The organism is Paraburkholderia sp. A3BS-1L, from assembly GCF_051125215.1.
GTDB lineage: Bacteria > Pseudomonadota > Gammaproteobacteria > Burkholderiales > Burkholderiaceae > Paraburkholderia.
Genome location: NZ_CP120443.1, coordinates 1900675 through 1923325, shown reverse-complemented (window position 1 = coordinate 1923325; position 22651 = coordinate 1900675). Strand labels below are relative to the sequence as shown.

Genomic DNA, 22651 nt, shown 5'->3' with positions numbered 1-22651 from the left:
CGCGGAGCCCCGCAGATGGATACCCAGGCGCCCGCACCGGCTAGCGCACCCACGCTGGCGGAGTTTCTCGCGACGGTCGAACCGCTCTCGCTCTTTTCGCGCGAAGAACTCGACCGCCTCGCCGCGCAGGTTCAAACGCGCAGCTACGCGTTCGGCGACACGCTGTGCAAGCGCGGCGACCCCGCGGCCGGACTCTACGTGATTCGCTCGGGCTCCGTGCGCCTGATCGCCGAGGAGCGCGGCAAGGAGACCAGCCTCGGCGTGCGAAAGGCGCCCGAGGTGTTCGCCGAAATCGCCATGCTGCGCGACTACTGGCACGAGGTTTCGGTGCGGGCCTCCGCGAAAACCGAGGTGCTCTGCATCCCGCGCGCGGCGCTCGAACCGTTGCTGGCCGCGAACCCCGCCGCGCAGTCGTTCGTGACGAGCTATGTGGCGATCAGCTCCGCGGGCGGCTTCGTTTCGCGGCTGTTCGATTTGCGCGGCAAGCTCTCGCGCGAAGAGCTCGAAGAATATGTGTCGAGTGTCGGCGTCAAGCGCGTGAGCGCGGGCAAGGAGGTCGTGCGTCAGGGCGCGGGCGGCGACATGCGGCTTTATGTGGTGCGTCAGGGGGAAGTGAGCATCGCGCGCGAGGAAGAGGGCAACGTGTACCAGCTGGGCAAGCTGGGCGCGGGCGAGATTTTTGGCGAACGCGCGTGCTTGCTGCGCCAGGACCAGCAAGCGAGCGTGACCGCGCTCACCGACGTGCGGCTGCTCGTGATTCCCGAGAAGACCGTGCACTTCATGCTCGAACGCAACCCGAAGCTGCGCGAGGTGCTGGAAGAACGCGTGCGCTTCACCGAGCGCGAGTTGCAGCGCCAGAAGAAGCTGGCGGAGCGCCGCCGCCACCCGCTCGCGATCGACACCGGCGCGGATGCGAAATTCAACGAGCGCATCATCAAGCGCTTCGTGCTGGTCGAGCAGGCGGAGGAGATGGATTGCGGTGCGGCGTGCCTCGCGATGATCTGCCGGCACTACGGCATTGCGATGACGCTGGGCAAGCTGCGCGATCTCGCCAACGTGACCACGCAGGGCGCGACGCTCGAGAGCCTCGCGCGCACCGGCGAGGCGCTCGGCTTCACCACGCGCGGCGTGCAGTGCACCTATGAGGCGCTGCAAGGCTTCGAGCTGCCCTTTATCGCGCACTGGGAGGGCTACCACTATATCGTGGTCTATGGCGTGTCGAAGCAGTGGGTGAGGGTGGCCGATCCGGCGCTGGGCTTTCGCAAGCTGAGCGTGGAAGCGTTCGAGCGCGGCTGGAACGGCACATGCCTGCTGTTCACCGCCGGCGAAACCACGGGCGCGCAAGTGGCGTCACGCTCGCCGTGGGTGCGCTTCATCGGCTATCTGCTGCCGTACCGGAAGATCCTCGCGCACCTTTTCCTCGCGACGTTCGTGATCCAGATGTTAGGGGTGGTGCCGCCGCTCATCATCCAGAACATTCTCGACAGCGTGATCGTGCACCAGAACGTGAGCCTGTTGCATCTGTTGATCGTCGGGCTCGTCATTTCGCACGTGTTCACGCAGTTGATGGCGACCATACGCGCGCATCTATCGAATTTCATGGTGCGCAGTCTCGACTTCGCGATGATGTCGCAATTCTTCAAGCACACGATGTCGCTGCCGTTCTCGTTCTTCGCGCGCCGCAAAACCGGCGATATCTTCGCGCGTTTCCAGGAGAACCAGACGATCCGCGCGTTCCTCACCGAATCGACGGTGACCACGGCGCTCAATCTGCTGATGATTTTCATCTACTTCACGATCATGTTTCTCTACAACGTGAAGCTCACGTTGCTGCTGATTGCTTTCGTCATACCGATCATGGCGCTCACCGCGATCGCCACGCCGCGAATCAAGCGCTATGCGCGCGAGGTCTTCGCCGTATCGACGGACGCGCGCTCGATGCTGATGGAAACGCTCGGCGGCGTGGAGACCGTGAAGGGCATGGGCATCGAAAGAGCGGTGCGCCTGAAGTGGGAGCGCAAGTACGCGAAGTCGCTCGAAGTGCAGTATCGCGCGCAGGCCTTCAACATTCTGGTGGGTCTCGGCAGCCAGTTGCTCAACGCCGCCACCACGGTGGTGATTCTTTGGGTGGGGGCCACGCTCGTGCTCGATCGGGAGTTGAGCATCGGCCAGTTGATTGCGTTCAACGCCTTCATGGGCAGCGTGCTCGCGCCGCTGATGGGCCTCGTGGGCCTCTGGAGCCTCATGAACGATGCAGCGGTGGCCATGGAGCGCCTGGGCGACGTGCTCGACATCGAGCCCGAGCAAAAGCCCGCCGATCTCGGCTCGCGCGTGCTGCTGCCCGACGTGCAGGGCGACATCGAATTCAACGGCGTGTATTTCCGCTATGGCGGCAACGAAACGCCCTATGTGCTGGAGAACATCAGCTTCTCGATCGGCCGCGGCCAGATGGTGGCGATCGTCGGGCGCAGCGGCTCGGGCAAGACGACGCTCGCCAAGCTGCTGGTGGGTTTCTATGCGCCCACGGAAGGCAAGATCAACGTGGACGGCTACGACATGAGCGCGATCGACCACGCGTACTTTCGCGCCCAGGTGGGCTATGTGATGCAGACCAACCTCGTGTTCTCAGGCACGATCGCGGAGAACATCGCTTGCGGCGACCCGAGCCCGGACTGGCGCCGCATGGAGGAAGTGGCGCGCATGGCCGACGCGCACGCGTTCATCAGCAAGATGCCGCTCGGCTATGAACAGGTGGTGGGCGAGCGCGGCATGGGTCTCTCGGGCGGGCAGATCCAGCGCCTGTGCATCGCGCGCGCGCTGTATCACGACCCGCGCCTGCTCGTTTTCGACGAAGCCACCTCGTCGCTCGATACGCAATCCGAAAGCAATATCCTCTCGAACATGCACGATATTCTCCAGGGCCGCACGGCGCTCATCATCGCGCACCGCCTGAGCACCATCATGCGGGCCGATAAAATCCTCGTGCTCTACGAAGGCGCCATCGTGGAGCAGGGGCGGCACGAAGAACTCGTCGAGCGCAAGGGCATGTACTACCAGCTCGTCCAGAAACAGCTGAGTGCGACATGAAACTCTTCGACCCGCATGGATTCGGCAGCTCCACGCTCTCTTATGCCGGACTGCTCGAGAAGATCGAGATCCTGCGCTCCACCTTGCGCTGGGCGCCGCGGCTCGAACGCGCGGAGATCGAGAAGCTCCTGAACCAGTCGAACGCACTGCGCGACGAAGTCATGCAGCTTTCGCGCAAGGAGCGCTTCATCGAGGCGGCGGCCGATCTGTCCGATGTATCCGATGCGCCCGAATCGCTCGACAAGCCCGAGGCGCTCTCGCCCTCCGCGCACCGGCGGCGCGAGGCGCTCCTGGCGCGCAGCTTCATTTTCGAAGGCATATTCGGCGACAACCCGAAGCTGCTGGCGGCGCTGGAAGTGGCGGAAAAAGCGGCGCCCACCGACCTGCCCGTGCTGATCGACGGCGAAAGCGGCACCGGCAAGGAGCTGATGGCGAAGGTGATCCATGCCAACGGCGCCCGCTCGGAGCGGCCGTACATCTCGGTCAACTGCGGCGCGATTCCGGACAACCTGCTCGAATCGGAACTGTTCGGCCATCGCAAAGGCGCGTTCACAGGCGCGTCGAGCGACCGCAAGGGCAAGTTCGAGAGCGCCCACACCGGCACGATCTTTCTCGACGAGATCGGCGAGCTGCCGCTGCAAGGGCAGGTGAAGCTGCTGCGCGTGCTCGAAGCGCACGAGATCCAGCGCGTGGGCTCCGACGAGCCGATTGCGGTGGACACGCGCATCGTGGCCGCGACCAACCGGAACCTGCGCGAGCTGGCCGCTCAAGGGCAGTTTCGCGAGGATCTGTTCTACCGCCTGAGCGTCATTCATGTCACGCTGCCCGCGTTGCGCGAGCGCCGCGACGAGATTCCCTTGCTGATTTCGTGGTTCGGCGACGAGGCGGCCAGCCAGCTCAAGCGCCGCCCCGTGAAGCTCACACCGAAGCTGCGCGATTTCCTGCTCACCTATGCGTGGCCTGGCAATATCCGCGAGTTGCGCAACGTCGTCTATCGGTTGTCGTGTCTCGCGGGCGACACCGCCGACCTCGAACATCTGCCCGACGATATCCGGCCAGGGCCCGCGCCTGCGGCATTGCGCGAGGTCGATGGGCACGCGCTGGGCGCGCCGCTATCCCTCAGCGACGCGAAGCGCGCCGCGAGCGACGAAGCCGAGCGCGCCTTTCTCGAACGCGGCCTGCATGAAACCGGCGGCACCGTGGCGGAGCTGGCGCGCCGCTGCGACATGAACCGCTCGCATCTACAGATGCTGCTCAAGAAGCACGGCATCCACTCGAAGGATTTCCGTCATGCCGACAAGACGGATCGCGACAAGGAATCCTGAGCGCGAAGACGTGAGCCTATGGCCGCGTGCTTCACGGTGACACGACGGCGGGATTCACCAGCGTATGATCCGCGGCGTCGGGGTCTTCGACCCGGATGACGACCGCGGTGATGTTATCGCGCCCGCCTGCCTGCAAGGCCATGTCGACGAGCGTATCGGCCGCGAGCTGGCAGTCGCCGCCTTCGAGAGCGCGCGCAATGTCGGCTGCTTGCACTTCGTTGCTGAGGCCGTCGCTGCAAAGCAGAAAGCAATCGCCGTCGCACACGGCGATATGGCCTTCGTCGAGGTCGAGCCAGTTCGCGGCGCCGACGGCCCGTGTGATCAGATGCTGCGAGGGATGGTGGCGCGCCGCTTCGGCGCTCAGGTGACCCTGTGCCCGAAGCTCGGCCACATGGCTGTGGTCGGTCGTGAGCGGCTCGAGGTGCGCGTCGCGATAGAGATAGAGGCGGCTATCACCCGCCCACAGCCAGGCGCATTCGCGCCCGCTCGCCATCAGCACGGCAACGGTGCTGCCGATCACGCGCACGCGCCGCCGCGCCGCTTCCTCGCGCAGTTGCTGGTTCACCGTTTGCAGCGTGTCGCGCGCGGCGCGCTTGATCGCGGCAAGCGAGTTCGATGCACCGGGCGCGCCAGGCGTGCCGAGCGTACCAAGCGTGCCAAGCGCCCGCACGATCGCCTGGCTCGCGAGGTCGCCCGCCGTATGACCGCCCATGCCGTCGGCCACGGCCCAGAGACCCTGGTGGGGCAGATCGAGACAAGCGTCCTCGTTGAGCGCCCGCACGCGGCCAATGTCCGTGCGCGAAGCCGAGCTCCACCGCAATCCGGCTGTCACGATCATGCCTCCAGGCTAAACGAGGCCGTGGTTCTTGCCGGTCTGGCCCACGCCCACCGTCACGTTCGAGTTGGCCCCGGAGTTGGTTACGTCGAGCATCTGATACTGATTGACGACCTGATTCGCGTAGAACGTGTTGTTGGTCTGGTAAAGATTGATGACGGGCCCGAACGCGGAGGGCTGTTCGGGCTGGTACGGCTGAATCCAGCCGAACACCCACGGCGCACCTGCGCCCCGGATGAACGACATCGCTTTGTGGTCGATATCGCGTTGCAGGTGAAGGTCGGTGATCGCGAGCGAGGTCATGGTGTTCTCCATCCGGATGATGGCCGCGAACGCGCGGCTGTGCGCCCATACCGTGCAAGCATCATGCCACTGTGCGGCGCGCGCCGGCGCTGGGCAAGCCATATCGCCGGGAGCCCTGCTGGACGAGGCGCTTCGGAGCGCCTGAGCGTTCTGTGCATGCTAGTGCCACGAGGTCCCATTGCGCAATGGTCATGGCCGCGCCAACACCCGGACCTCCCAACGTTGTCAGGACTCCGACACTTGCGGCGTACCGCGCTGGCTGCGGGATCGAGGATGAAATGGTGGATCGACGCAAACAGATATGAGGCGAATGCGTTGGCAAGCGGCTAACAGGTGGTGGCCAGCGTTGCGTGTGCTTTCCCGTAAAGCCTTATGCGGCCGTGGTCGAGAGCGTTGGCATGGCTGATGCAGGGTAGTTGGCAACCGGCAAACCCCGCAGCATCACGGGAAGCCACAACCACCCAGACGGACCCAGCCATGTGTCTCGATCTTCAACCGACGAATAGCAGCGCAGACATCAGCGCCGCCGGGGAACTGCCGCTTGGCGCCCATCTGGTCTCGCGTCGCGCGGGCTATAGCCATCACGGCATCTATGTTGGCGCGGGCCGGGTCGTTCACTACGCGGGTCTGTGCACGTCGCTGCATCGCGGCCCGATCGAAGAAGTCCCGCTCGAACGCTTCGCAGCCGGCCATGAAGTTGCTGTCGTCGGGCATCCGTTTGCCGCATACGCGGGCCGCGCAGCCGTCGCGCGGGCGCGCTCGCGTCTCGGCGAAGACCACTATCGCCTGCTGACCAACAACTGCGAGCACTTCTGCACGTGGTGCGTGGACGGCAAGGGCCGCAGCGAACAGGTCCGCACGTGCTTCGCCCACCCGCTTGCCGCCATTGGCGTCGTCCGCGCGCTGGTTCGCGCGCGCCGCGCCCAGGCGCACCGCGATGCGTTCGCCATGCTGGCGGCGTGATCGTCACGTTCAGACTCCGCCATCGCTACTCGTTCGGGAGACCGTCATGAACCCCACCGGATCTTCACTGCGCGTGCTCGTCGACAAGTGGCTCGCGCCGAACGCCTGTGCGCCCGCGCGCGTGGTGCGCTTTAGCCGCATGCAGGACAACCGGTTGCGCTACGTTTGCGTCGAGGCCGTTCATCCCGCGCGCACGATTGCAATCTTCTTCTTCCGCCACGGCAATGGTTCGTGGTGCGTATTTCCGCCGGCAAGCCATCGTCCGGCCATGATGACGCGCGCCGCGTGACGCGCGCCCCGTTTTGCGGGGCACGCGGCGGCGCATCGAACCGTGCAGCGTTCAGGCGGGGAGTCAGCGCAACAGCGTGGGGCGCGGTGCAACCGCAGTGACGGGTGCCAGCCCGCGCGGCGTTGGCACGCCCACGACGCCCACGTGCAGCCCGATGAAGGGCCGCGGCGCGAGCAGCGCTTCGTGCGAGACGACGCGCGCGCCGCCGGTGATCGCGGCCATCGCCTCTTTGTCCAGATCGACGCTTTCCGGAAGATCCTTGATGACGAGAATACCCATGGTCTGCTCCATGCGAGCGGATGCGAAGGGAAAAGGCAGCACCTCAGGGTCTGTTCACATTCATAACGGGTTCGCGAACGTGCCTTTCCGGCTGCAGTGCGAGGAGCGCTGCGCGCCTGTGTGATTGTGAGCGCTCGGCGCCGAGTCTTCAACACGGTTTTTGAAAGGCGGCGCAACGGCTCGCCTGCGGCACACGAGAAGACGCAGACGGGACCCCGGCACCGTCTGCGTCTTGTTGCGTGAAGCGGCGTTTAAAGCGTCACTCCCGTGCTCGCGTATTGCGAGGGATCGACCTTGAGATTCAGCGGCCCGAAGCCCGCGCCGATGTAGCCGATATTGTTGAGCGCGGCGACGTTGACCACCTGAATTTGTTGAATGTTCTGCTGGATGGTCGGCGATACGTTGATGCTGGCGATCGGTCCATAACCATAGGCCGGGTTGTTGGCGCCGCCGCGCACGGCAAGCATGGCGCGGCGGTCGAGTTCGGTGCCGGGGGCCAGCTCGCGAATAACGATGGAAGACATGGCAAGCCTCCAATAGTGAAAACAGGTGGGTCGCAGGCGGGCGCGATGCATCGACCGAGCGTGTGCAATCGTCCCGCCGTGGCGCGATCAGAAGTTGATCGTGTTGTGAGCGTTCTGCACGGGGTTGACCGTCGACTTGATGTTCGTCGCGAATGCCACGTCGTTGCCGGTGTTGCTCACGATGCTGTTGGTCTGGCCGATCAGCTGTTCGGCGCTGAAATTGGTGGTGTCGACCTTCACGCCCGGCATGGGGTAGTAGACGGGCCAGAGGCCCAGGTTGCCGCCGCGCACGGCGCTCATGGCGCGGCGGTCGAGTTCTTGGGTGGCGCTCAGGTCGGCGATCATCAGCTTGCTCATGACAGTTCTCCAGAATGGCAAATACGGGGGTGGGTAGTTGAGCTGCAATGTGTTGCGGGCTCGGTTCTCTTAATGCACAGGATGTGCCAGGGCTTGCCAAACCGCCTGCGCTCGCCGCACGAATCGCGAAGCGCCTTGTCCGACGGGGCCTGGCGCGCTTGCATCGCGCTCGCGCGCCATGCCGGGCAGCGTGTGCGGGCAGCGGCGCAGATGGCCGGCGCCCAACAGCACGCGGCAAAGGCGTTGGGTTTGCTGCAACACGCGACGGATTTCGCTCGCGTGGCTGGTGTGCGGGCGCCACGCATAGCTCAGGCACCGATTGCGCTGCGCGTTGCGGCAGATTAATCTCACTTAAGACACGTCGAAAACGCGGCGCGCTCGTGCGTTGCGAATGCGTTGGCCAGCCTGATGAATTGACGGCAGACGAATGATGAGCCTTTCGCAGCTGATCCAGACGTTCCAGAGCGGGACGCTTTCACGCGAGGCGTTCTACTCCGAGATCGACCACGTGCTCGCGGTTGACGTGGCCAATTGCGCTCGCCTGCGCGAGGCGATGGACGCGACGCAGACGGTCCATCCGCTGCCCGATGCCGTCTACACGGAAGTCCTTCGGCGCATCGAACGCCGCCAGGACAGCACGGCGACCACCAGCGACGAAACCCGCATCCAGGAGAGCGCTTCGGTGGCCCAGGCGCAGCCGGCGCGCGCCACCCATGCGGCCGACGCGCCGGAGCACATCAAGGGCATTGGCGACACGCTCAACGGGCGCTTCGTGCTCGAAGAATGCCTGGGCGTGGGGGGCATGGGCACGGTCTACAAGGCCCTCGACCTGCGCAAGCTCGAAGCTTCGGACCGCAAGCCGTACATTGCGATCAAGGTGCTCAACGTGCAGTTTCGCGGCCAGCCGACTTCGCTGATCGCGCTTCAGCGCGAGGCCCGCAAGGCGCAGACGCTCGCGCACCGGAACATCGTCACGGTGTACGACTTCGACCGCGATGGCCCGCTCGTCTATCTGACCATGGAGTATCTGTGCGGCCAGCCGCTCAGCAAGGTGCTGCGCGCGCAGGGCTTTGCGGGCATGCCATTCGGGAAGGCCCGGCCCATCATCGCCGGGATGGGGCAGGCGCTCGCGTATGCGCACGAGCGCGGCTTCGTGCATTGCGACTTCAAGCCCGCCAACGTCTTTCTCACCGATGGCGGCGACGTCAAGGTGATCGACTTCGGCATTGCCCGCGTGTTCCAGCGGCCCGAAGAGGACCCCGACGTGACCGTCTTCGATCCGGCGACGCTCGGTGGCATCACGCCCGCCTATGCGAGCCCCGAGATGTTCGAGCATCGCGAGCCCGACCCGCGCGACGATGTCTATGCGCTCGCCTGCGTGACTTACGAACTGCTCACCGGCACGCATCCGTTCAAGCGCAAGTCGGCCACCCAGGCGCGCAGCGAGAAGATGCGTGCCGAGCGGCCCCAGGGGCTCGATCGCACCCAATGGCGCACGTTGAGCGCCGCGCTGTCGTTTGACCGCGCGTCGCGTACGGCGAGCGTCAATCAGTTTCTCGAGGGCATGGGCGTGCTCGCACACGCGCCGGCATTCCCTGCCGCGCGGCTGGGGGCCCTGGGCGCGGGCGCCGTCGTGCTTGCCGGAGGGCTCTGGATTGGCTACCGGGCGCTGTCCGGCAATGAAGCGCCGCATGCAAGCGCTTCCAATGCCGGCGCGCCCGTGATCGCGGCCACGCCGGCCGCCGTGGTGGCGAATGCACCTGCCGCAAGCGCGGCGGCGCAAGCGCCCGCTGCAAGCGCCACCCTGGTTGCCGCCGTGCCTGGCGCGGCCGCGCTGGATACGCTTAATTCGACGCTCTCCCGTATCCCGTGTTCGGCACTGGCGGCGTCGCTGCCGGCGCAGGCGCTCCAGGTCCGGGGTTTCGCCAGTGCCGGCGACGGCATGGCGCGCATGCGCGACGCACTCGCGCAAATACCGGGTGCACAGGGCGCCAGGCTCGACGTGAGCGCCATCGAAAACCACAACTGCGAGGTCGTGAATGCATTCGCGCCGTACTGGCGCGCCAATCGTCAGGCAGGCGGCGAGGCGACAATCCATACGCGGCCGCTGGACGCGCAATTCATGCAAGGAAGCCCGCTCATCGTCGACATCACCACGCCGCACTACGACTCGTATGTCAACGTGGACTATTACGCGCTCGACGGCAGCGTCGTGCATCTCGTGCCGAGCAATCACGAGCGCGACAACCAGGCGCCGCCGGGGTTTTCGGCGACGGTCGGCAGCACGGGCGACTGGATTATCGACAAGCCGTTCGGCACCGAGATGATCGTGTTGCTGATTACGCCCGCGCCGCTATTCGACGCGCTACGTCCGGCGTCGGAGCCGCGCGCGGCGTATCTCGCCGCCGTTGGCCAGCAGTTGAAGCAGATGCAAGCGCGCTACGGCGGCGCGCACATTGCCGCCGATTTCGTGCAGATCACGACGCGTGCGCGCAACAACTGATCGATGTGGCTAGAGAGATCGAGTCGTGAGATCGCGCTCGACGATGCCTGGTAGCAACTGGGCCGCGAAATGTTCAGGAACGTCTCCCATAGACTCAGGCGCAGCCGTGGCCGGCGTCGCCAGTCCCTTTCCGCGGGAGACCAGTGCCCATATGAAGGCGGCGATCCAGCCGAGCACGGACCAGCCAAACATCGCATTGAGACGTCTGATCGCGGTGCGGTGGCGGTGGCGGCGACTGAGCGCGATGATCGAGGGAACAAAATAGAGCAGCGTCAGCACGACCAGCCAGTCGCCCGGATCATACCCGTCATCATGCGTGTCGCTGTCGTGCAGCAGGCTGGCGCTACAGAACGCGGCAATGGTGGTTCGCCCCGAGCGAATGCAAGGCTTTTTCATTTTTCAATTCCCCGTTTGATGCCTTTTATATCGCTCTGGTCAAGGGCGAATGGGCATCGCTTCGTTTTTACGCCTGCGGTCCTGGTTGGCATGCAGGCCCGGCTCATGTGTGATCAGGAGCACTCGAGATCTGAGCGGATGGTCACGGCGGGTATTGCCCGACGAATACATTTACGGAAAAAAACGGGCACGTGTATGTGGGTTTCTGCACAAAAGCAGGCAAGCCGCGGTTGAGAAGGCAACTGGGAACTCGACGCGGCACCATTGTTCGCGTAGGCTTCTCAAGAGCTCCGTCGTTCACGCACGAGCTGCAATCCCGTGAACAAAAACGCGAATCAAAACCTGTTTGCACGGTATCTTGTGAAAGGCTACCGATCATGGATGACATCTCCCCGCAGTCCTTTATCGATGCCACGATGGCCTACCAGAAGACGGCCGCTGTGAAAGCCGCAGTGGCGCTCGATCTCTTCACCGCGATCGCGGAGGAACACGGCGACCTGGAGCGTATAGCCGAGCGGGTAAAGGCCGCAAAGCGCGGTGTGCGCATACTCTGCGACTTCCTGACCGTGCACGGATTTCTGCAGAAGGAAGCGGGACGTTATCAATTAACGCCGTCGACTTCGGCATTCCTGACGACTGCCTCGCCCGCCTGGATAGGAAGCATCGTGGATTTCCTCGCGGCTCCCGAAATGATGGCACTGTGGCTCGAGGACCCGGTCGCGTTCGTTCGCAACGGCGGGGCCATGGGACTGGCCAACATCGCGCCCGACCATCCCGTCTGGGTGAAATTTGCACGGTCGATGGCCCCCTTCGTGGCGCAAACCGCACAGAGCATCGCGCAACAGGTGAGCGGCTGGCCGCGGGCACCGAATCGCGTGCTGGATGTGGCGGCCGGGCATGGGCTGTTCGGCATCGGGATTGCCAAGGCGGTTCCCGGCGCAGAAGTCGTGGCGACCGACTGGCAGCCGGTTCTCGAGGTCGCGATGGAGCACGCCGTAGCCGCTGGGGTCGATGCGCGCTACCGCACGGTCGCCGGCAGTGCATTCGAAGTCGATTGGGGCACGGATTTCGATCTGGCTCTGGTCACGAACTTCCTGCATCACTTCGATCCGCCAACTTGCGTCGAAATACTCTCGAAGGTCCGCAAAAGCCTCGGACCCGGCGGGCGAGCCCTGGCGGTGGAATTTGTTCCAGACGAGGATCGCGTGTCGCCGCCCTTCGCCGCCGCGTTCTCATTTGTGATGCTTGCATCCACGCCGCAAGGCGACGCGTACACGGCGCGCGAGCTCGAACAGATGGGCCGCGAAGCCGGCTTTTCCAATGTCAGCGTGACGTCCCTGCCACCTTCGCCGGAAGCTCTCGTTACGTTCGAATAGCACACACGTGGTACGCGATGGAAGGCGGCGACCGCGGTGCTGCGGATTTGGAGCACGTGGCCAACTTTGAGAGGCGACGGTACGCGACGCTTTCCCGCCGTAGTAGGGAGCGTGGCGTCGCTGTCGTGGGCGGTGACTCTGGTGGCGACTCATGCATAAAGGGCGCGGTAGCGGGCTCACCTTGCAGACAACGATCCTGACCGCAACGGCGATGGTCGCCTTCGCGGCCAATTCATTGTTGTGCCGGCTCGCGTTGCAGAAAGGGGAAATCGATCCGGTCAGCTTCGCTGGCATCAGGCTGATTGCCGGAGCGATCACGCTCGCCGTCGTCGTGCGATTCAGGTCGCAAAGTTCCTCGCCAGGGCGTACCGACTGGCTCGCTGCGGCCATGCTGTTTGCGTATGTCGTGTTCTTCTCTTTCGCTTATCTCACCTTGTCCGCGGGCACGGGTGCATTGATTCTGTTCGGCGCGGTTCAACTGACGATGTTCAGCGCAGGCTTGCGCTCCGGCGAAAAACTCGGCCCCCTGGGGTGGCTCGGTCTCGCTCTCGCAGTCGCGGGGCTCGTTTACCTGGTGTCGCCGGGCGTCGCTGCGCCGCCGGTCCTCGGGGCTACGTTGATGGCCGTCGCGGGCGCGGCATGGGGCGTGTACTCGCTGCGCGGCCGCGGAGTGGGCAACCCGCTCGCCGCCACAGCGCGCAATTTCGTGCGGGCGGCGCCGCTGGCTTTCTTGCTCAGCCTGCCTTTTATCGTCACGGCCCACGCTCACGCGGACACCACCGGAATCGCCCTTGCCATTGCCTCCGGCGCGCTCACGTCCGGCATCGGATATGTCATCTGGTATGCGGCCCTGAGCAGGCTTTCCGCCATGCGAGCCGCTACCGTTCAGTTGTCAGTGCCGCTGATCGCTGCATTTGGCGGCGTGGCGTTCCTTTCGGAAGCCATCACACTGCGGCTGACGGCGGCGTCCGCAGCGATCCTTGGCGGTATTGCGATGGTGCTGACCAGCCGATCAGGGATGCAGCGCGCGTAGCGTCCATTGCATGATGCGCGCCCAACGTAGCGAACTTCGCCCGCGCGGGCCCGAGGTGCGTTCAGCCGCGGTGTCTTCGCTCCAGCAATGCGGATACCTTAATACCGTAATGGGATTTGCGCGGCGTGACGCTGCTTATGGCATCACCGGCGCATGATAAACAAGCGTCGGTGCAAGCGCCCAGAGCATCGTGAGCACCAGCAGCGTTCCGCAAACGAACTGTGCGAACGTAAATCCCACCAGATCGCGTGCCTTCAGTCCGAGGATGCCCAGCAAGGGCAGCATCCAGAACGGATTAATGAGGTTCGGCAGTGCCTCCGCTGCGTTGTAGATCTGCACGGCCCAGCCCAGGTGCACGTGCAGCGCGTTGGCCGCCTGCATCACATATGGCGCTTCAATCACCCACTTGCCGCCGCCCGATGGCACGAAGAATCCGAGTACCGCCGAATACACGCCCATCACCAGCGCGAAGGTGTCCGTCGACGCGATGCTCACGAACAGGGTCGAGAGGTAATGCGTGAGCGACGCGCCCGTCGCGCTTTTCGCCGAAGTCAGCATGCTCGCGATCGCGCCGTAGAGAGGAAACTGGATCAGCACGCCTGCGGTGACCGGCACGGCCTTCGAGACAGCGCGCAGAAAGCGCTTGGGACGCCAATGCAGCAGCATGCCGAGCATCAGGAAAATCAGGTTGTACGTATTGAGCCCCGAGATCGCGACCAGCCAGTTCTTGCTGGCGAACTCGTTGACGAGCCAGCCGCCGCCGAGCGCGACCAGTACCAGAATCAGCGCGGGGCTGTATTCGAGCCATTCTCCGGGACGTTGCGCGGGGGCAGGGCGTCGTCGATAGTGTCGAGCACGATGCCGAGCTCGGTGGCGGTTTTGGCCCGCGTGGGGCCTGGCGCGGTCCACCATGCGATCAGCGTCGAGGTCACCACCAGCGCGAGTGCGATCGTCAGGCTCTGCCAAAGGAACAAGGTCTCGCTGAACGGGATGACGCCCGTGATCGGCAGTAGCGAGGGCGGGATGCTCGCCGGGTTCGCCTGCAGTTGCGCCGCAGACGAACTGAGGCCCATCGCCCAGGTGGCGCCGATGCCGAGATACGCTGCCGCGCCTGCCGCGCGATAGTCCATGCGCAGGTCGGTGCGCCGCGCCAGCTCGCGCACGAGCAGACCCGCGAATACGAGGCTGATCGCCCAATGCAGAAGCGATGTGAGCACACTGAGGAATGCCACATAAGCGACTGCCGAGCGGCCGCTCGCCGGCACGCGCGCGGCGCGCGTGACGAGGCGGGCGATGGGGGGCGAGCTCGCGATCACGTAGCCGGTGATCGCGACCATCGCCATTTGCATGGTGAACGGAATCAGACTCCAGAAGCCGTTGCCGAACGACACGGCCACGGTGCGTGGCGACGCACCGGCCGCCAGCGCCCCGAGCGCGACAGCGAGCACCGTGAGCGACACGAACACGAAGGCATCGGGATACCACTTCTCGCACCACGCGGTGACGCGCAAAGCGATGCGTTCGAGGACTGGTGGGTTTTCATCGCCTTGCTCGTGCAGCGCAGGCGCGTTTGCTACAGGCTTGCTGTCGAACGACATGATCGTCTCCTGACTCTGTCTCTATGCGGGTGACGGAACTACGAAGATTGCCGGTGCGCCGTCACGCTGCGGTTTGCGGGGTGCTCCGGGCCGGCAATGGAGAAACGGCGAGCGTCTCTTCCAGCAGATGCGCGGCGGCGATCAGCTCGAAGTCGCCGCGCGGGCGGCCCATCAACTGCAGACCGACTGGCCTGCCGTCGTCGGTGAAGCCGGCGGGAATCGAGATCACGGGGCAGCCGGTCAGTGTCAACACGAACGTGAGATACATCCAGTGGATATACGAATCGAGCGGTGTGTCGTCGATCGCGCGCGGATAGCGCTGCTCGACCGGAAACGGTGCGACCGCAACGGTCGGGCATGCAAGGATGTCGTAAGTGCCGAAGAACGCGCTCACACGATTGAACAGCTCGCCGCGCACGCGCTCGGCGCGGGCTACGTCCGCGCCGCTTTGCTGCAATCCTTTTTCGATGTTCCAGATGATCTCGGGGCAGATACGCTCGCGTGCGGTATCGAGCAATGGCCCGCGTACGGCCGCAACGAGATTGGCGCGCAAGGTCTGGAACGCTTCGATGCCGCCGGCGAAGTCAGGACACCCGTCATCGATCTGCGCGCCGTGCACGGCGAAGCGCAATGCGGCCTGCTCGCACAGCCGCACGACTTGCCGCTCGACCTGGCCGAGGCCGAGATTGGGCGTGAAGCCGACGCGTCGCGGCGCACGCGGACGCCGCACCGCATCGGCGAACGGTACAGCCGGGCGTGGCCACGAGAGCGGATCACGGGCGTCGAAGTGCGCCTGGGCGTCGAGCATCAGCGCGACGTCGGCGACGGTGCGGCCCATCGGGCCTTCGACCCACAACGGATCGTATTGCACCGCGGACACCGGGCGCGGCACGCGCCCGACACTCGGTCGCATGCCGACGATGCCGCAATAGCTCGCGGGAATGCGCAGGCTGCCGCCCAGGTCGTTGCCGGTCGCGAGCCAGACCATGCCCGACGCGAGCGCGGCCGCCGAGCCGCCCGACGACCCGCCGACGCTCAAACGCGTATCCCACGGATTACGCGTTGCGCCGAACACGGTGTTGAAGGTGTTGGCGCCGGCGAATTCGGGCACGTTGGATTTTGCCAGCGCAATGGCGCCCTGACGTTCGAGATTCGCGACGGTCAGGTCGGAAACCTGCGCGATGTTGTTGCTGAAAATCGGCGAGCCATAGGTGGTTGCCACGCCCGCGAGATCGTTGTAGTCCTTGACCGCGATCGGCAGACCGGCGAGGTAGCCGGGCATGGCGGCCAGCCTGTCATCGGGCTTCGGAAAACGGCGCGCAGCGTCGCGTGCGGCCTCGAAGCGGCGCAACGGCAGCGCATTCACGACAGGATCGATGGCCTCGATGCGCGCGATGGCTGCATCGACGAAATCGAGAGGCGATGCCTCGCGCTTCTTCAGGAGCTCGACTGCTTCTGTCGCGCTCAGCGCGCACAAACCTTCGGCTGCCTGTTGCGGGAGGATGGATGCACTCATGTTGTCTCCGGGAATCGTTGATCTCATTCTTCGGGCGCGTCCGGATTGCCCGGTGCGTCCCGTGAAGCCCAGAATAATTGCGGCGTCTGAAGCGGGGAAATCACTTTCCTCGATAAAGCTCATAAGCGCGCCTTCTGAAGGACACAGCGAACGCAAACCCATGGACATTCGACAACTTCGCACTTTTGTGACAGTCGCCCGCTTTGGCAGCGTGACCAAAGCCGCCGAAGCGCTGCACGTGACCCAACCGGCCGTCAGTGGGCAATTGAGAAGCCTCGAAGAGGAACTCGAGGTGCGGCTGCTCTCGCGCACAACCTCGTCGGTGACGCTCACGCAAAGCGGCGAGGCGCTGCTCGGCAAAGCACAACAGGCGATCGAGGCGTTCGGCGAGTTCGTTCACGCGGCGCGCGGCTTTCGTGCCCAGATTGAAGGGCGCCTGCGCGTCGGCTTCGTGATGCTCGACCCCGCCGTGCTGCGCGTGGGTCCCTTGCTCGCGGAAATGGTCGCGCGGCATCCGGGCCTGAAGATCGACCTGCAGGTTGGCCGCACGAGCTGGCTCGTCGACGCGCTGCGCAGCGCGGAAATCGACGCGGCACTGCTCGTGTGCAAAGCGCGGCCCGAAGGGACGCGCATGAAGGTGCTCGATGAGATGACGTTTCGTCTCGTCGTGCCGGCTTCGTGGGAACGCTTCGAGGATTGCGCGCTGGAGCGGCTCGCGGACAAGCCATGGATCCGCATGGCGCCGCGCAGCGGCCATCAGGAAGTCCTGAACGAGATTCTGCAGCGTGCTGCCATCAAACCGGTCGAAACGGTCGAGGCCGATCATGAGCAACTGATGCGTGTGCTCGTTGCGGCAGGCGTGGGCGTCGGCTTGATGCGCGAGGCCCTGGCGCTCGAAGCGCGCGATGCGGGGGAGGCGGTGTTCTTTGGCGACCATCGGGCGACGACGCAAGTGTCATTCGTCTACGCCGAAGGCCGCAGCGGCGACCCGGCGATCCAGGCGACATTGGAGGCGCTGAATGTGATCTGGGGAAGTGACGGTGCAAGCGAGCGCGCGTGAAGGCGCCGCGCACGCGCAGTGACCCAACATATGAGTGGTTGGCGGTCAGTCCGCCGAAGGCGGATTGACGGCTGGATGAAAGCCGGCGTTTCGAAGATGCCGGTACTCGTGCCACGTGAGAGCGAGAACGAGGACGTCCAATGCCGTAATGAGCAGCAGCCAGATCGAATGCGTGAACGAAAACCGGTAGAGCTGGTAGATGATGAACAAGCCAAAAACGGCCATTGATACGGGGTAATACCAGAGGCGCTTGCGCAGCAGGCCAATAATCAGCCAGAGCTTGGTCACGCCGTGGGCGAGCAGATAGAGGGCTGCGAACTTCTGGGTGCCGACGGAAAGATGCTGTACCGAATGGAGAAGAAAGTTGGCTACGAGATCGTGAGGGTCTTCGGCAAACTCATCCCGGGTAACCCAGACCACGAGCGTCAGAAAGAGCCGCTGGGTCACGAAGTACGTGGCGATACCGGCAACCATTTCTGAAAGTGCAAATACGGCCTTGAACCACAGGCTCACTTCGAATATCAGGTGAAGCTTGTTTTCGTCGAGAAATCGCTTCAAGCCGATCACGGGAGTTTCTCCAATATGGCCCATTGCCCACGCCGGCCAGAACCGGCTCACGCAGCCGCTGCTCGCTGGTTTTTCGGCCTTGCCGCACCTCGTCGGAGCTATGCATTCGACTGACCATTATGACCAAGGATCCCGAGCCGAAAAAAACCGCCGCTGGGCCCGAGAACCGCGGTTCCGCAGATGAAAAAACGCCCGCACGGGAGCGCGGGCTTGGAGGTTGTGCGCGGGCCGGGGTGCCTCACGCACGCTTGAATATTAGGCAAAATGTGAGAAATTACATTGGAAACATCGATAAGCTATAGACGTGCAGGGGAAAGCCAAAGGCACGCTTGTTAAAGGCCGCAAAATGGACAAGCATTAGCCAGGAGACTATGGCGAAGTGCAGGCAGACCATGGTTGCGGGCGATCGCTCGCGGTCTTCGGCCAGCCGATGGAAGCGGTTCAGCCAGCTAAGGGCAATTGCACAAAGCCCGGCGGTATTGCCTGAGTTCCACGAACCCAGAGGAGACGACAGATGGACATCCGTAACCCTTCCCCCGGCCTCTACAACGAAGATCTGGCGCCCGCCAGGGAGCGCAACTGGGGTGCCTTCAGCATCTTCAACGTCTGGACCTCGGACGTGCACAGCCTCTGGGGCTACTACCTCGCTGCCAGCCTGTTCCTGCTGTGCGGCAGCTTTATCAACTTCGTGCTGGCCATCGGGCTCAGCTCGCTGGTGATTTTCGCGCTGATGAACCTGATTGGTTTCGCTGGCGAAAAGACCGGCGTGCCTTACCCGGTGCTGGCGCGCGCCTCCTTCGGCGTATGGGGCGCCAATCTGGCAGCTCTCGTGCGCGCCGTGGTGGCCTGTTTCTGGTACGGCGCGCAGACCGCGGCGGCTTCGGGCGCGATAGTCGCACTGCTGATCCGAAGCGATAGTCTGATGCAGTTCCACAAGGGCACGCACTTCCTCGGGCATTCAGGATTGGAGGTGATCTGCTACGTGATCATCTGGGCCTTGCAGCTGCTCATCATCCAGAAAGGCATGGAGACAGTGCGCGGATTCCAGGACTGGGCCGGTCCGGCGGTGTGGGTCGCGATGCTGATCCTGGCGGTCGGCTTGTGCATCAAGGCCGGCGGCTTTTCGTTCAGCCACGGCATTCCGATGAATGTGCTGCTCGAGAAGACCCGGGACGCGGGCATTAGCGGCGAGCCCGGTTCGTTCTGGGCGCTTATGGCCGTGGGTGCGACCTGGATCACCTACTTCGCAGCGCTGTACCTGAACTTCTGCGACTTCTCGCGCTACGCGAAGAACCGCAGTGCAGTGAAGAAAGGCAATCTGTGGGGCCTGCCGGTCAACCTGATCGCGTTCTCGCTGGTCGCCGGCATCACCACCATCGCCGCCTTCAAGGTGTATGGCGAAGCGCTGCTGCACCCCGAACAGATCTCCGCGAAGTTCGAGAGCTGGGTGTTGGCGCTCATCGCGGCGCTGACCTTCGCAGTCGCCACGCTCGGCATCAATGTGGTTGCCAATTTCGTCTCGGCGTCATTTGACATCTCCAACGTGTTCCCCAAGCGCATCAGCTTCAAGTTGGGCGGCTACATCGCGGCGGCGATCGCGCTGGTGCTTTACCCGTTTGCGCCGTGGGAAGGCGGCGCCGCGCACTTCGTGAATGCGGTCGGCGCCACGATGGGCCCGCTACTCGGGATAATCCTCGGGGACTACTATCTGTTGGCCAAGGGCAACATCAACGTTGCGGCACTCTACCAGGAATACGGCGAGTACCGCTACGAAGGAGGCTGGAACGTCAATGCGGTCGCCGCCGCGGTGGTCGGCAGCGTGTTTTCGACTTTCCTGCCCAACTTCACCAACCTGCTGCCGGCCTGGTGGAATATCTATGGCTGGTTCTTCGGCGTATTGATCGGCGGCGGCCTGTACATGATCATGATGACGCTGCGGCCACGTAACGTGGCCACGGCGACTCGCACCTGAGGGCTTTGTTGGGTTCTGGCAAACATATAGCCGACCTCGCGCGCTTTTAAAGCGCCGTGTCGATACCCAACGCCGCGACGGCCTTGCGCTGATAGCCGGTCGTCGCGAGCAACAGGCTGCGTGAATACTCGTTATCGACCTGTTGCGCTCTGATTTTCTCCACATCGAGTTCTTCGACGATCTCGCCATTGCGCATGATCGCAACACGCGAGCACAGAAAGCTCACGACGGCGAGATTGTGGGTGACAAGAATCATCGTCAGATTACGCTCGCGATGCAGGCGCTTGAGCAGGTTCAATATCTCAGCCTGCACGGAGACATCGAGCGCCGATGTAGGCTCGTCGAGCAGCAACACACGCGGCTCGACGATCAGCGCGCGCGCAATCGCCACGCGTTGCCGCTGCCCACCCGAGAGCTGATGCGGATAGCGAAATCGAAACGACGCATTGAGCCCGACTTCACGCAGCGCATTGACGATGCGTTCTTCATGCTGGCCGATGCCGGTGATACGCAACGGTTCGCGCAATGTCTGATCGACAGTGAAGCGTGGATGCAGCGAGCCATATGGGTCCTGAAACACCATTTGCACAGCGCGCTTTTGCGCGAGCCCGCCTTGCTGCGCAATGCGCACCGTTCCTTGCGTGCCAGGCGTCAATCCACTCAGCGCACGAAGAATGGTCGACTTGCCGGAACCCGACTCGCCGACGAGCCCGAACACTTCGCCTTGCGCCACATGGAAGCTCGCATTGCGCACGGCATCGACCGCGCCCGCGGCCGTCTTGAAGCGCACGGTCAACGCATCGACGTCGATCATGCGGACGCTCCTTGCGTGTCGTTGAGCCATGCAGGATCGCGCGACAGCACGGGCAATTCGGCAGGCGGGTTGGCAAGCGGAGGATTCGCGGCAAGCAACCCGCGCGTATAAGGATGTTGCGCATGCACGAGATCGCGCGCCGCGCAGGTTTCGACCACCCGCCCCGCATACATCACCACCACACGATCGCAGAACGACATCACGAGCGGCAGGTCATGGCTGATAAAAATGAGCCCCGTATCGTGTTTGGCGATCATCTCGTCGAGTATGGCGAGCACTTGCATCGATACGAGCACGTCGAGCGCACTGGTCGGCTCGTCGGCGATCAGCAGGCGGGGTCCCGTCGACACCATCATCGCGATCATCACGCGCTGTCCCATCCCGCCGGAAAGCTCATGCGGATACGAATCCGCGACGCGCGCGGGGTTGCGAATATGCACCGCTTCGAGGGCCGCGATGATCTTCTCACGCATCGCACGCCGGTCGAGCTTCGGATCATGCAGGGCGAACGCCTCGCGCATTTGCTGCGCAACAGTCATCACCGGGTTCAGCGAGTATTTCGGATCCTGCAGGATCATGCCCATCTGCTGACCGCATAGACGGCGGCGCCTGGCCGCGCGCATAGTCAGTAAATCGTTTCCGTCGAAGCGCAAGGTTGTCGCGGTGCAATGCGCGGCAGGCGGCAGAAGTCCGAGCAGCGCACGGCCCGTCAGCGACTTGCCCGAACCCGATTCACCGACGATGCCAAGCCGCTCGCCTTTATCCAGCGTCAGCGAGAGACCGCGCACGGCCTCATTCAGCGCGCCGTCGTGCGTGCGAAATGCGATGCGCAGATCGTCGATTTCACAGAGCGGCGAGCGCGTTTCGTTCGTGCTCACATCAGTCACCACGTCAGTCTCCATGGCGGGGGTCGAACACGTCGCGCAAGCCGTCGCCGAGCAGATTGAATGCGAGGCTCACGAGCAGAATCGCGAAGCCCGGTAGCGTTGCCACCCACCACGCGTCGAGCAGCACGTTGCGGCCCGACGCGACCATGAAGCCCCATTCCGGACTGGGCGGTTGTGCGCCGAGCCCCAGAAAACCCAGGCCCGCGACGGTCAGAATGATGCCCGCCATATCCAGCGTCGCGCGGACGATCACCGACGACGAACACAGCGGCACGATATAGCGCAGCAGAATGCGCAGGTTCGAGGCGCCTTGCAGCCGCGCGACGTGGATGAAATCGGCTTGCACGAGCCTCAACGTTTCGGCGCGTGCAAGCCGCGCATACGCGGGCCACGCGGTAATCGAAATGGCGATCACTGCGTTGAACACGCCCGGCCCCAATGCCGCGGCGAATGCGAGTGCGAGCACGATCTTCGGGAACGCCAGCGCGATATCCGTCACGCGCATCAGCGCGATGTCGACCCAGCCTCCGAAGAAGCCCGCCGTCGTACCGATCAGCAAGCCGATCGGCACGACGACCACGACAACGAGGATCGCAATCGACAGCGTCAGGTGCGAGCCGTAAATGATGCGCGAAAGAATATCGCGTCCGAGCTGATCGGTGCCCAGCCAATGAGAGGCCGAGCCGGGCGGCAGCAGACGGTCGGACAACACCTGCCGAAGCGGATCATGCGGCGCGATCCAGGGACCGATGACGGCGACGATCACGAGCAGCACGAGGATCGACAGACCGAACACCGATAGCGGATTACCCGAGAAACGCCGCCAGCGCCGATACGCAAGGCCGAGCGCCGCCTGCCTGCGCGAAGCGGGCGTATCGGTCAGCAGCCAGGCTCTCCACGTTGGGCGAGGCATGTTCATCGGCAAGTCCTGCGTTGACGTTTCAACAGGTGGACGCACGTTGCAAAT

20 protein-coding genes and 1 pseudogene are annotated in these 22651 nt (G+C 63.9%); 9 read left to right on the top strand and 12 right to left on the bottom strand.

What is annotated here, in order from left to right:
• Positions 1-15 precede the first annotated feature (15 nt).
• Both P5W99_RS23775 and P5W99_RS23770 read left to right on the top strand, forming a co-directional pair.
• On the top strand, positions 16-3087 hold the full coding sequence (locus tag P5W99_RS23775; RefSeq protein ID WP_421025832.1) for a peptidase domain-containing ABC transporter: 3072 nt from the start codon (positions 16-18) through the stop codon (positions 3085-3087).
• A complete protein-coding gene (locus P5W99_RS23770) occupies positions 3084-4412 on the top strand; it encodes a sigma-54 interaction domain-containing protein (protein ID WP_421025831.1) in 1329 nt (442 codons plus the stop codon). Before P5W99_RS23775 ends, P5W99_RS23770 begins: the two co-directional genes overlap by 4 nt.
• A gap of 31 nt (positions 4413-4443) precedes the next feature.
• Here P5W99_RS23770 and P5W99_RS23765 read toward each other — a convergent pair whose 3' ends face one another.
• Both P5W99_RS23765 and P5W99_RS23760 read right to left on the bottom strand, forming a co-directional pair.
• Positions 4444-5250, bottom strand: coding sequence for a PP2C family protein-serine/threonine phosphatase (locus P5W99_RS23765; RefSeq protein WP_434663289.1), 807 nt, complete (start codon positions 5248-5250; stop codon positions 4444-4446).
• Positions 5251-5259: 9 nt separating this feature from the next.
• Entirely contained in the window at positions 5260-5550 is a 291-nt protein-coding gene (locus P5W99_RS23760) for a hypothetical protein (RefSeq protein WP_421025829.1), read from the bottom strand.
• A gap of 477 nt (positions 5551-6027) precedes the next feature.
• Between P5W99_RS23760 and P5W99_RS23755 the strand changes: the two genes are divergently transcribed.
• Both P5W99_RS23755 and P5W99_RS23750 read left to right on the top strand, forming a co-directional pair.
• Entirely contained in the window at positions 6028-6513 is a 486-nt protein-coding gene (locus P5W99_RS23755; RefSeq protein ID WP_421025828.1) for a lecithin retinol acyltransferase family protein, read from the top strand.
• Positions 6514-6559: 46 nt separating this feature from the next.
• On the top strand, positions 6560-6802 hold the full coding sequence (locus tag P5W99_RS23750) for a hypothetical protein (RefSeq protein ID WP_421025827.1): 243 nt from the start codon (positions 6560-6562) through the stop codon (positions 6800-6802).
• A 63-nt stretch (positions 6803-6865) separates the two neighbouring features.
• Here the strand turns inward: P5W99_RS23750 and P5W99_RS23745 are convergent, their stop codons facing one another.
• The 3 genes from P5W99_RS23745 to P5W99_RS23735 all read right to left on the bottom strand — a co-directional run bounded on the left by P5W99_RS23745 (position 6866) and on the right by P5W99_RS23735 (position 7962).
• A complete protein-coding gene (locus P5W99_RS23745) occupies positions 6866-7081 on the bottom strand; it encodes a hypothetical protein (protein ID WP_421025826.1) in 216 nt (71 codons plus the stop codon).
• Between the two features lie 251 nt (positions 7082-7332).
• Positions 7333-7605: a hypothetical protein gene (locus tag P5W99_RS23740; protein WP_421025825.1), complete on the bottom strand. Its 273-nt coding sequence runs from the start codon at positions 7603-7605 to the stop codon at positions 7333-7335.
• An 87-nt stretch (positions 7606-7692) separates the two neighbouring features.
• Positions 7693-7962, bottom strand: a complete 270-nt coding sequence (locus P5W99_RS23735) for a hypothetical protein (protein ID WP_421025824.1) — start codon at positions 7960-7962, stop codon at positions 7693-7695.
• 427 nt (positions 7963-8389) lie between these two features.
• Here P5W99_RS23735 and P5W99_RS23730 point away from each other — a divergent pair, with 427 nt between their 5' ends.
• Complete coding sequence (locus P5W99_RS23730) at positions 8390-10465, top strand: serine/threonine-protein kinase (RefSeq protein WP_421025823.1); 2076 nt, start codon at positions 8390-8392, stop codon at positions 10463-10465.
• Between the two features lie 9 nt (positions 10466-10474).
• On the opposite strand, the gene P5W99_RS23725 is transcribed toward P5W99_RS23730, so the two are convergent.
• Positions 10475-10861 (bottom strand): superinfection immunity protein, encoded by a 387-nt coding sequence (locus tag P5W99_RS23725; RefSeq protein WP_434663282.1) that lies wholly within the window; start codon positions 10859-10861, stop codon positions 10475-10477.
• A gap of 377 nt (positions 10862-11238) precedes the next feature.
• Here P5W99_RS23725 and P5W99_RS23720 point away from each other — a divergent pair, with 377 nt between their 5' ends.
• Positions 11239-12237 carry a methyltransferase gene (locus P5W99_RS23720; RefSeq protein WP_434663279.1) on the top strand — a complete coding sequence of 333 codons (999 nt, stop codon included), beginning with the start codon at positions 11239-11241 and terminating at the stop codon, positions 12235-12237.
• A gap of 151 nt (positions 12238-12388) precedes the next feature.
• Positions 12389-13270 carry a DMT family transporter gene (locus P5W99_RS23715; RefSeq protein ID WP_434663276.1) on the top strand — a complete coding sequence of 294 codons (882 nt, stop codon included), beginning with the start codon at positions 12389-12391 and terminating at the stop codon, positions 13268-13270.
• 135 nt (positions 13271-13405) lie between these two features.
• Here P5W99_RS23715 and P5W99_RS23710 read toward each other — a convergent pair.
• Together P5W99_RS23710 and P5W99_RS23705 are read right to left on the bottom strand one after the other, a co-directional pair.
• Positions 13406-14868 (bottom strand): annotated as a pseudogene (locus P5W99_RS23710) (short-chain fatty acid transporter).
• A 61-nt stretch (positions 14869-14929) separates the two neighbouring features.
• Positions 14930-16384: an amidase gene (locus P5W99_RS23705; protein ID WP_434663274.1), complete on the bottom strand. Its 1455-nt coding sequence runs from the start codon at positions 16382-16384 to the stop codon at positions 14930-14932.
• Positions 16385-16544: 160 nt separating this feature from the next.
• On the opposite strand from P5W99_RS23705, the gene P5W99_RS23700 reads away from it, so the two are divergent.
• Positions 16545-17444: a LysR family transcriptional regulator gene (locus P5W99_RS23700; protein WP_421025816.1), complete on the top strand. Its 900-nt coding sequence runs from the start codon at positions 16545-16547 to the stop codon at positions 17442-17444.
• A 45-nt stretch (positions 17445-17489) separates the two neighbouring features.
• Here the strand turns inward: P5W99_RS23700 and P5W99_RS23695 are convergent, their stop codons facing one another.
• Complete coding sequence (locus P5W99_RS23695; RefSeq protein ID WP_421073331.1) at positions 17490-18011, bottom strand: DUF2127 domain-containing protein; 522 nt, start codon at positions 18009-18011, stop codon at positions 17490-17492.
• Between the two features lie 514 nt (positions 18012-18525).
• Here P5W99_RS23695 and P5W99_RS23690 point away from each other — a divergent pair.
• Positions 18526-19983, top strand: a complete 1458-nt coding sequence (locus P5W99_RS23690) for an NCS1 family nucleobase:cation symporter-1 (protein ID WP_434663272.1) — start codon at positions 18526-18528, stop codon at positions 19981-19983.
• A gap of 46 nt (positions 19984-20029) precedes the next feature.
• Here the strand turns inward: P5W99_RS23690 and P5W99_RS23685 are convergent, their stop codons facing one another.
• Genes P5W99_RS23685 through nikC form a run of 3 tightly spaced genes read right to left on the bottom strand, consistent with a single transcriptional unit; the run spans position 20030 to position 22603 of the window.
• A complete protein-coding gene (locus tag P5W99_RS23685; protein WP_421025813.1) occupies positions 20030-20797 on the bottom strand; it encodes an ABC transporter ATP-binding protein in 768 nt (255 codons plus the stop codon).
• Positions 20794-21699: an ABC transporter ATP-binding protein gene (locus tag P5W99_RS23680; RefSeq protein WP_421025812.1), complete on the bottom strand. Its 906-nt coding sequence runs from the start codon at positions 21697-21699 to the stop codon at positions 20794-20796. Before P5W99_RS23680 ends, P5W99_RS23685 begins: the two co-directional genes overlap by 4 nt.
• Entirely contained in the window at positions 21689-22603 is a 915-nt protein-coding gene (nikC, locus tag P5W99_RS23675; protein ID WP_434663268.1) for a nickel transporter permease, read from the bottom strand. The genes P5W99_RS23680 and nikC overlap by 11 nt, the downstream gene beginning before the upstream one ends.
• Positions 22604-22651 lie beyond the last annotated feature (48 nt).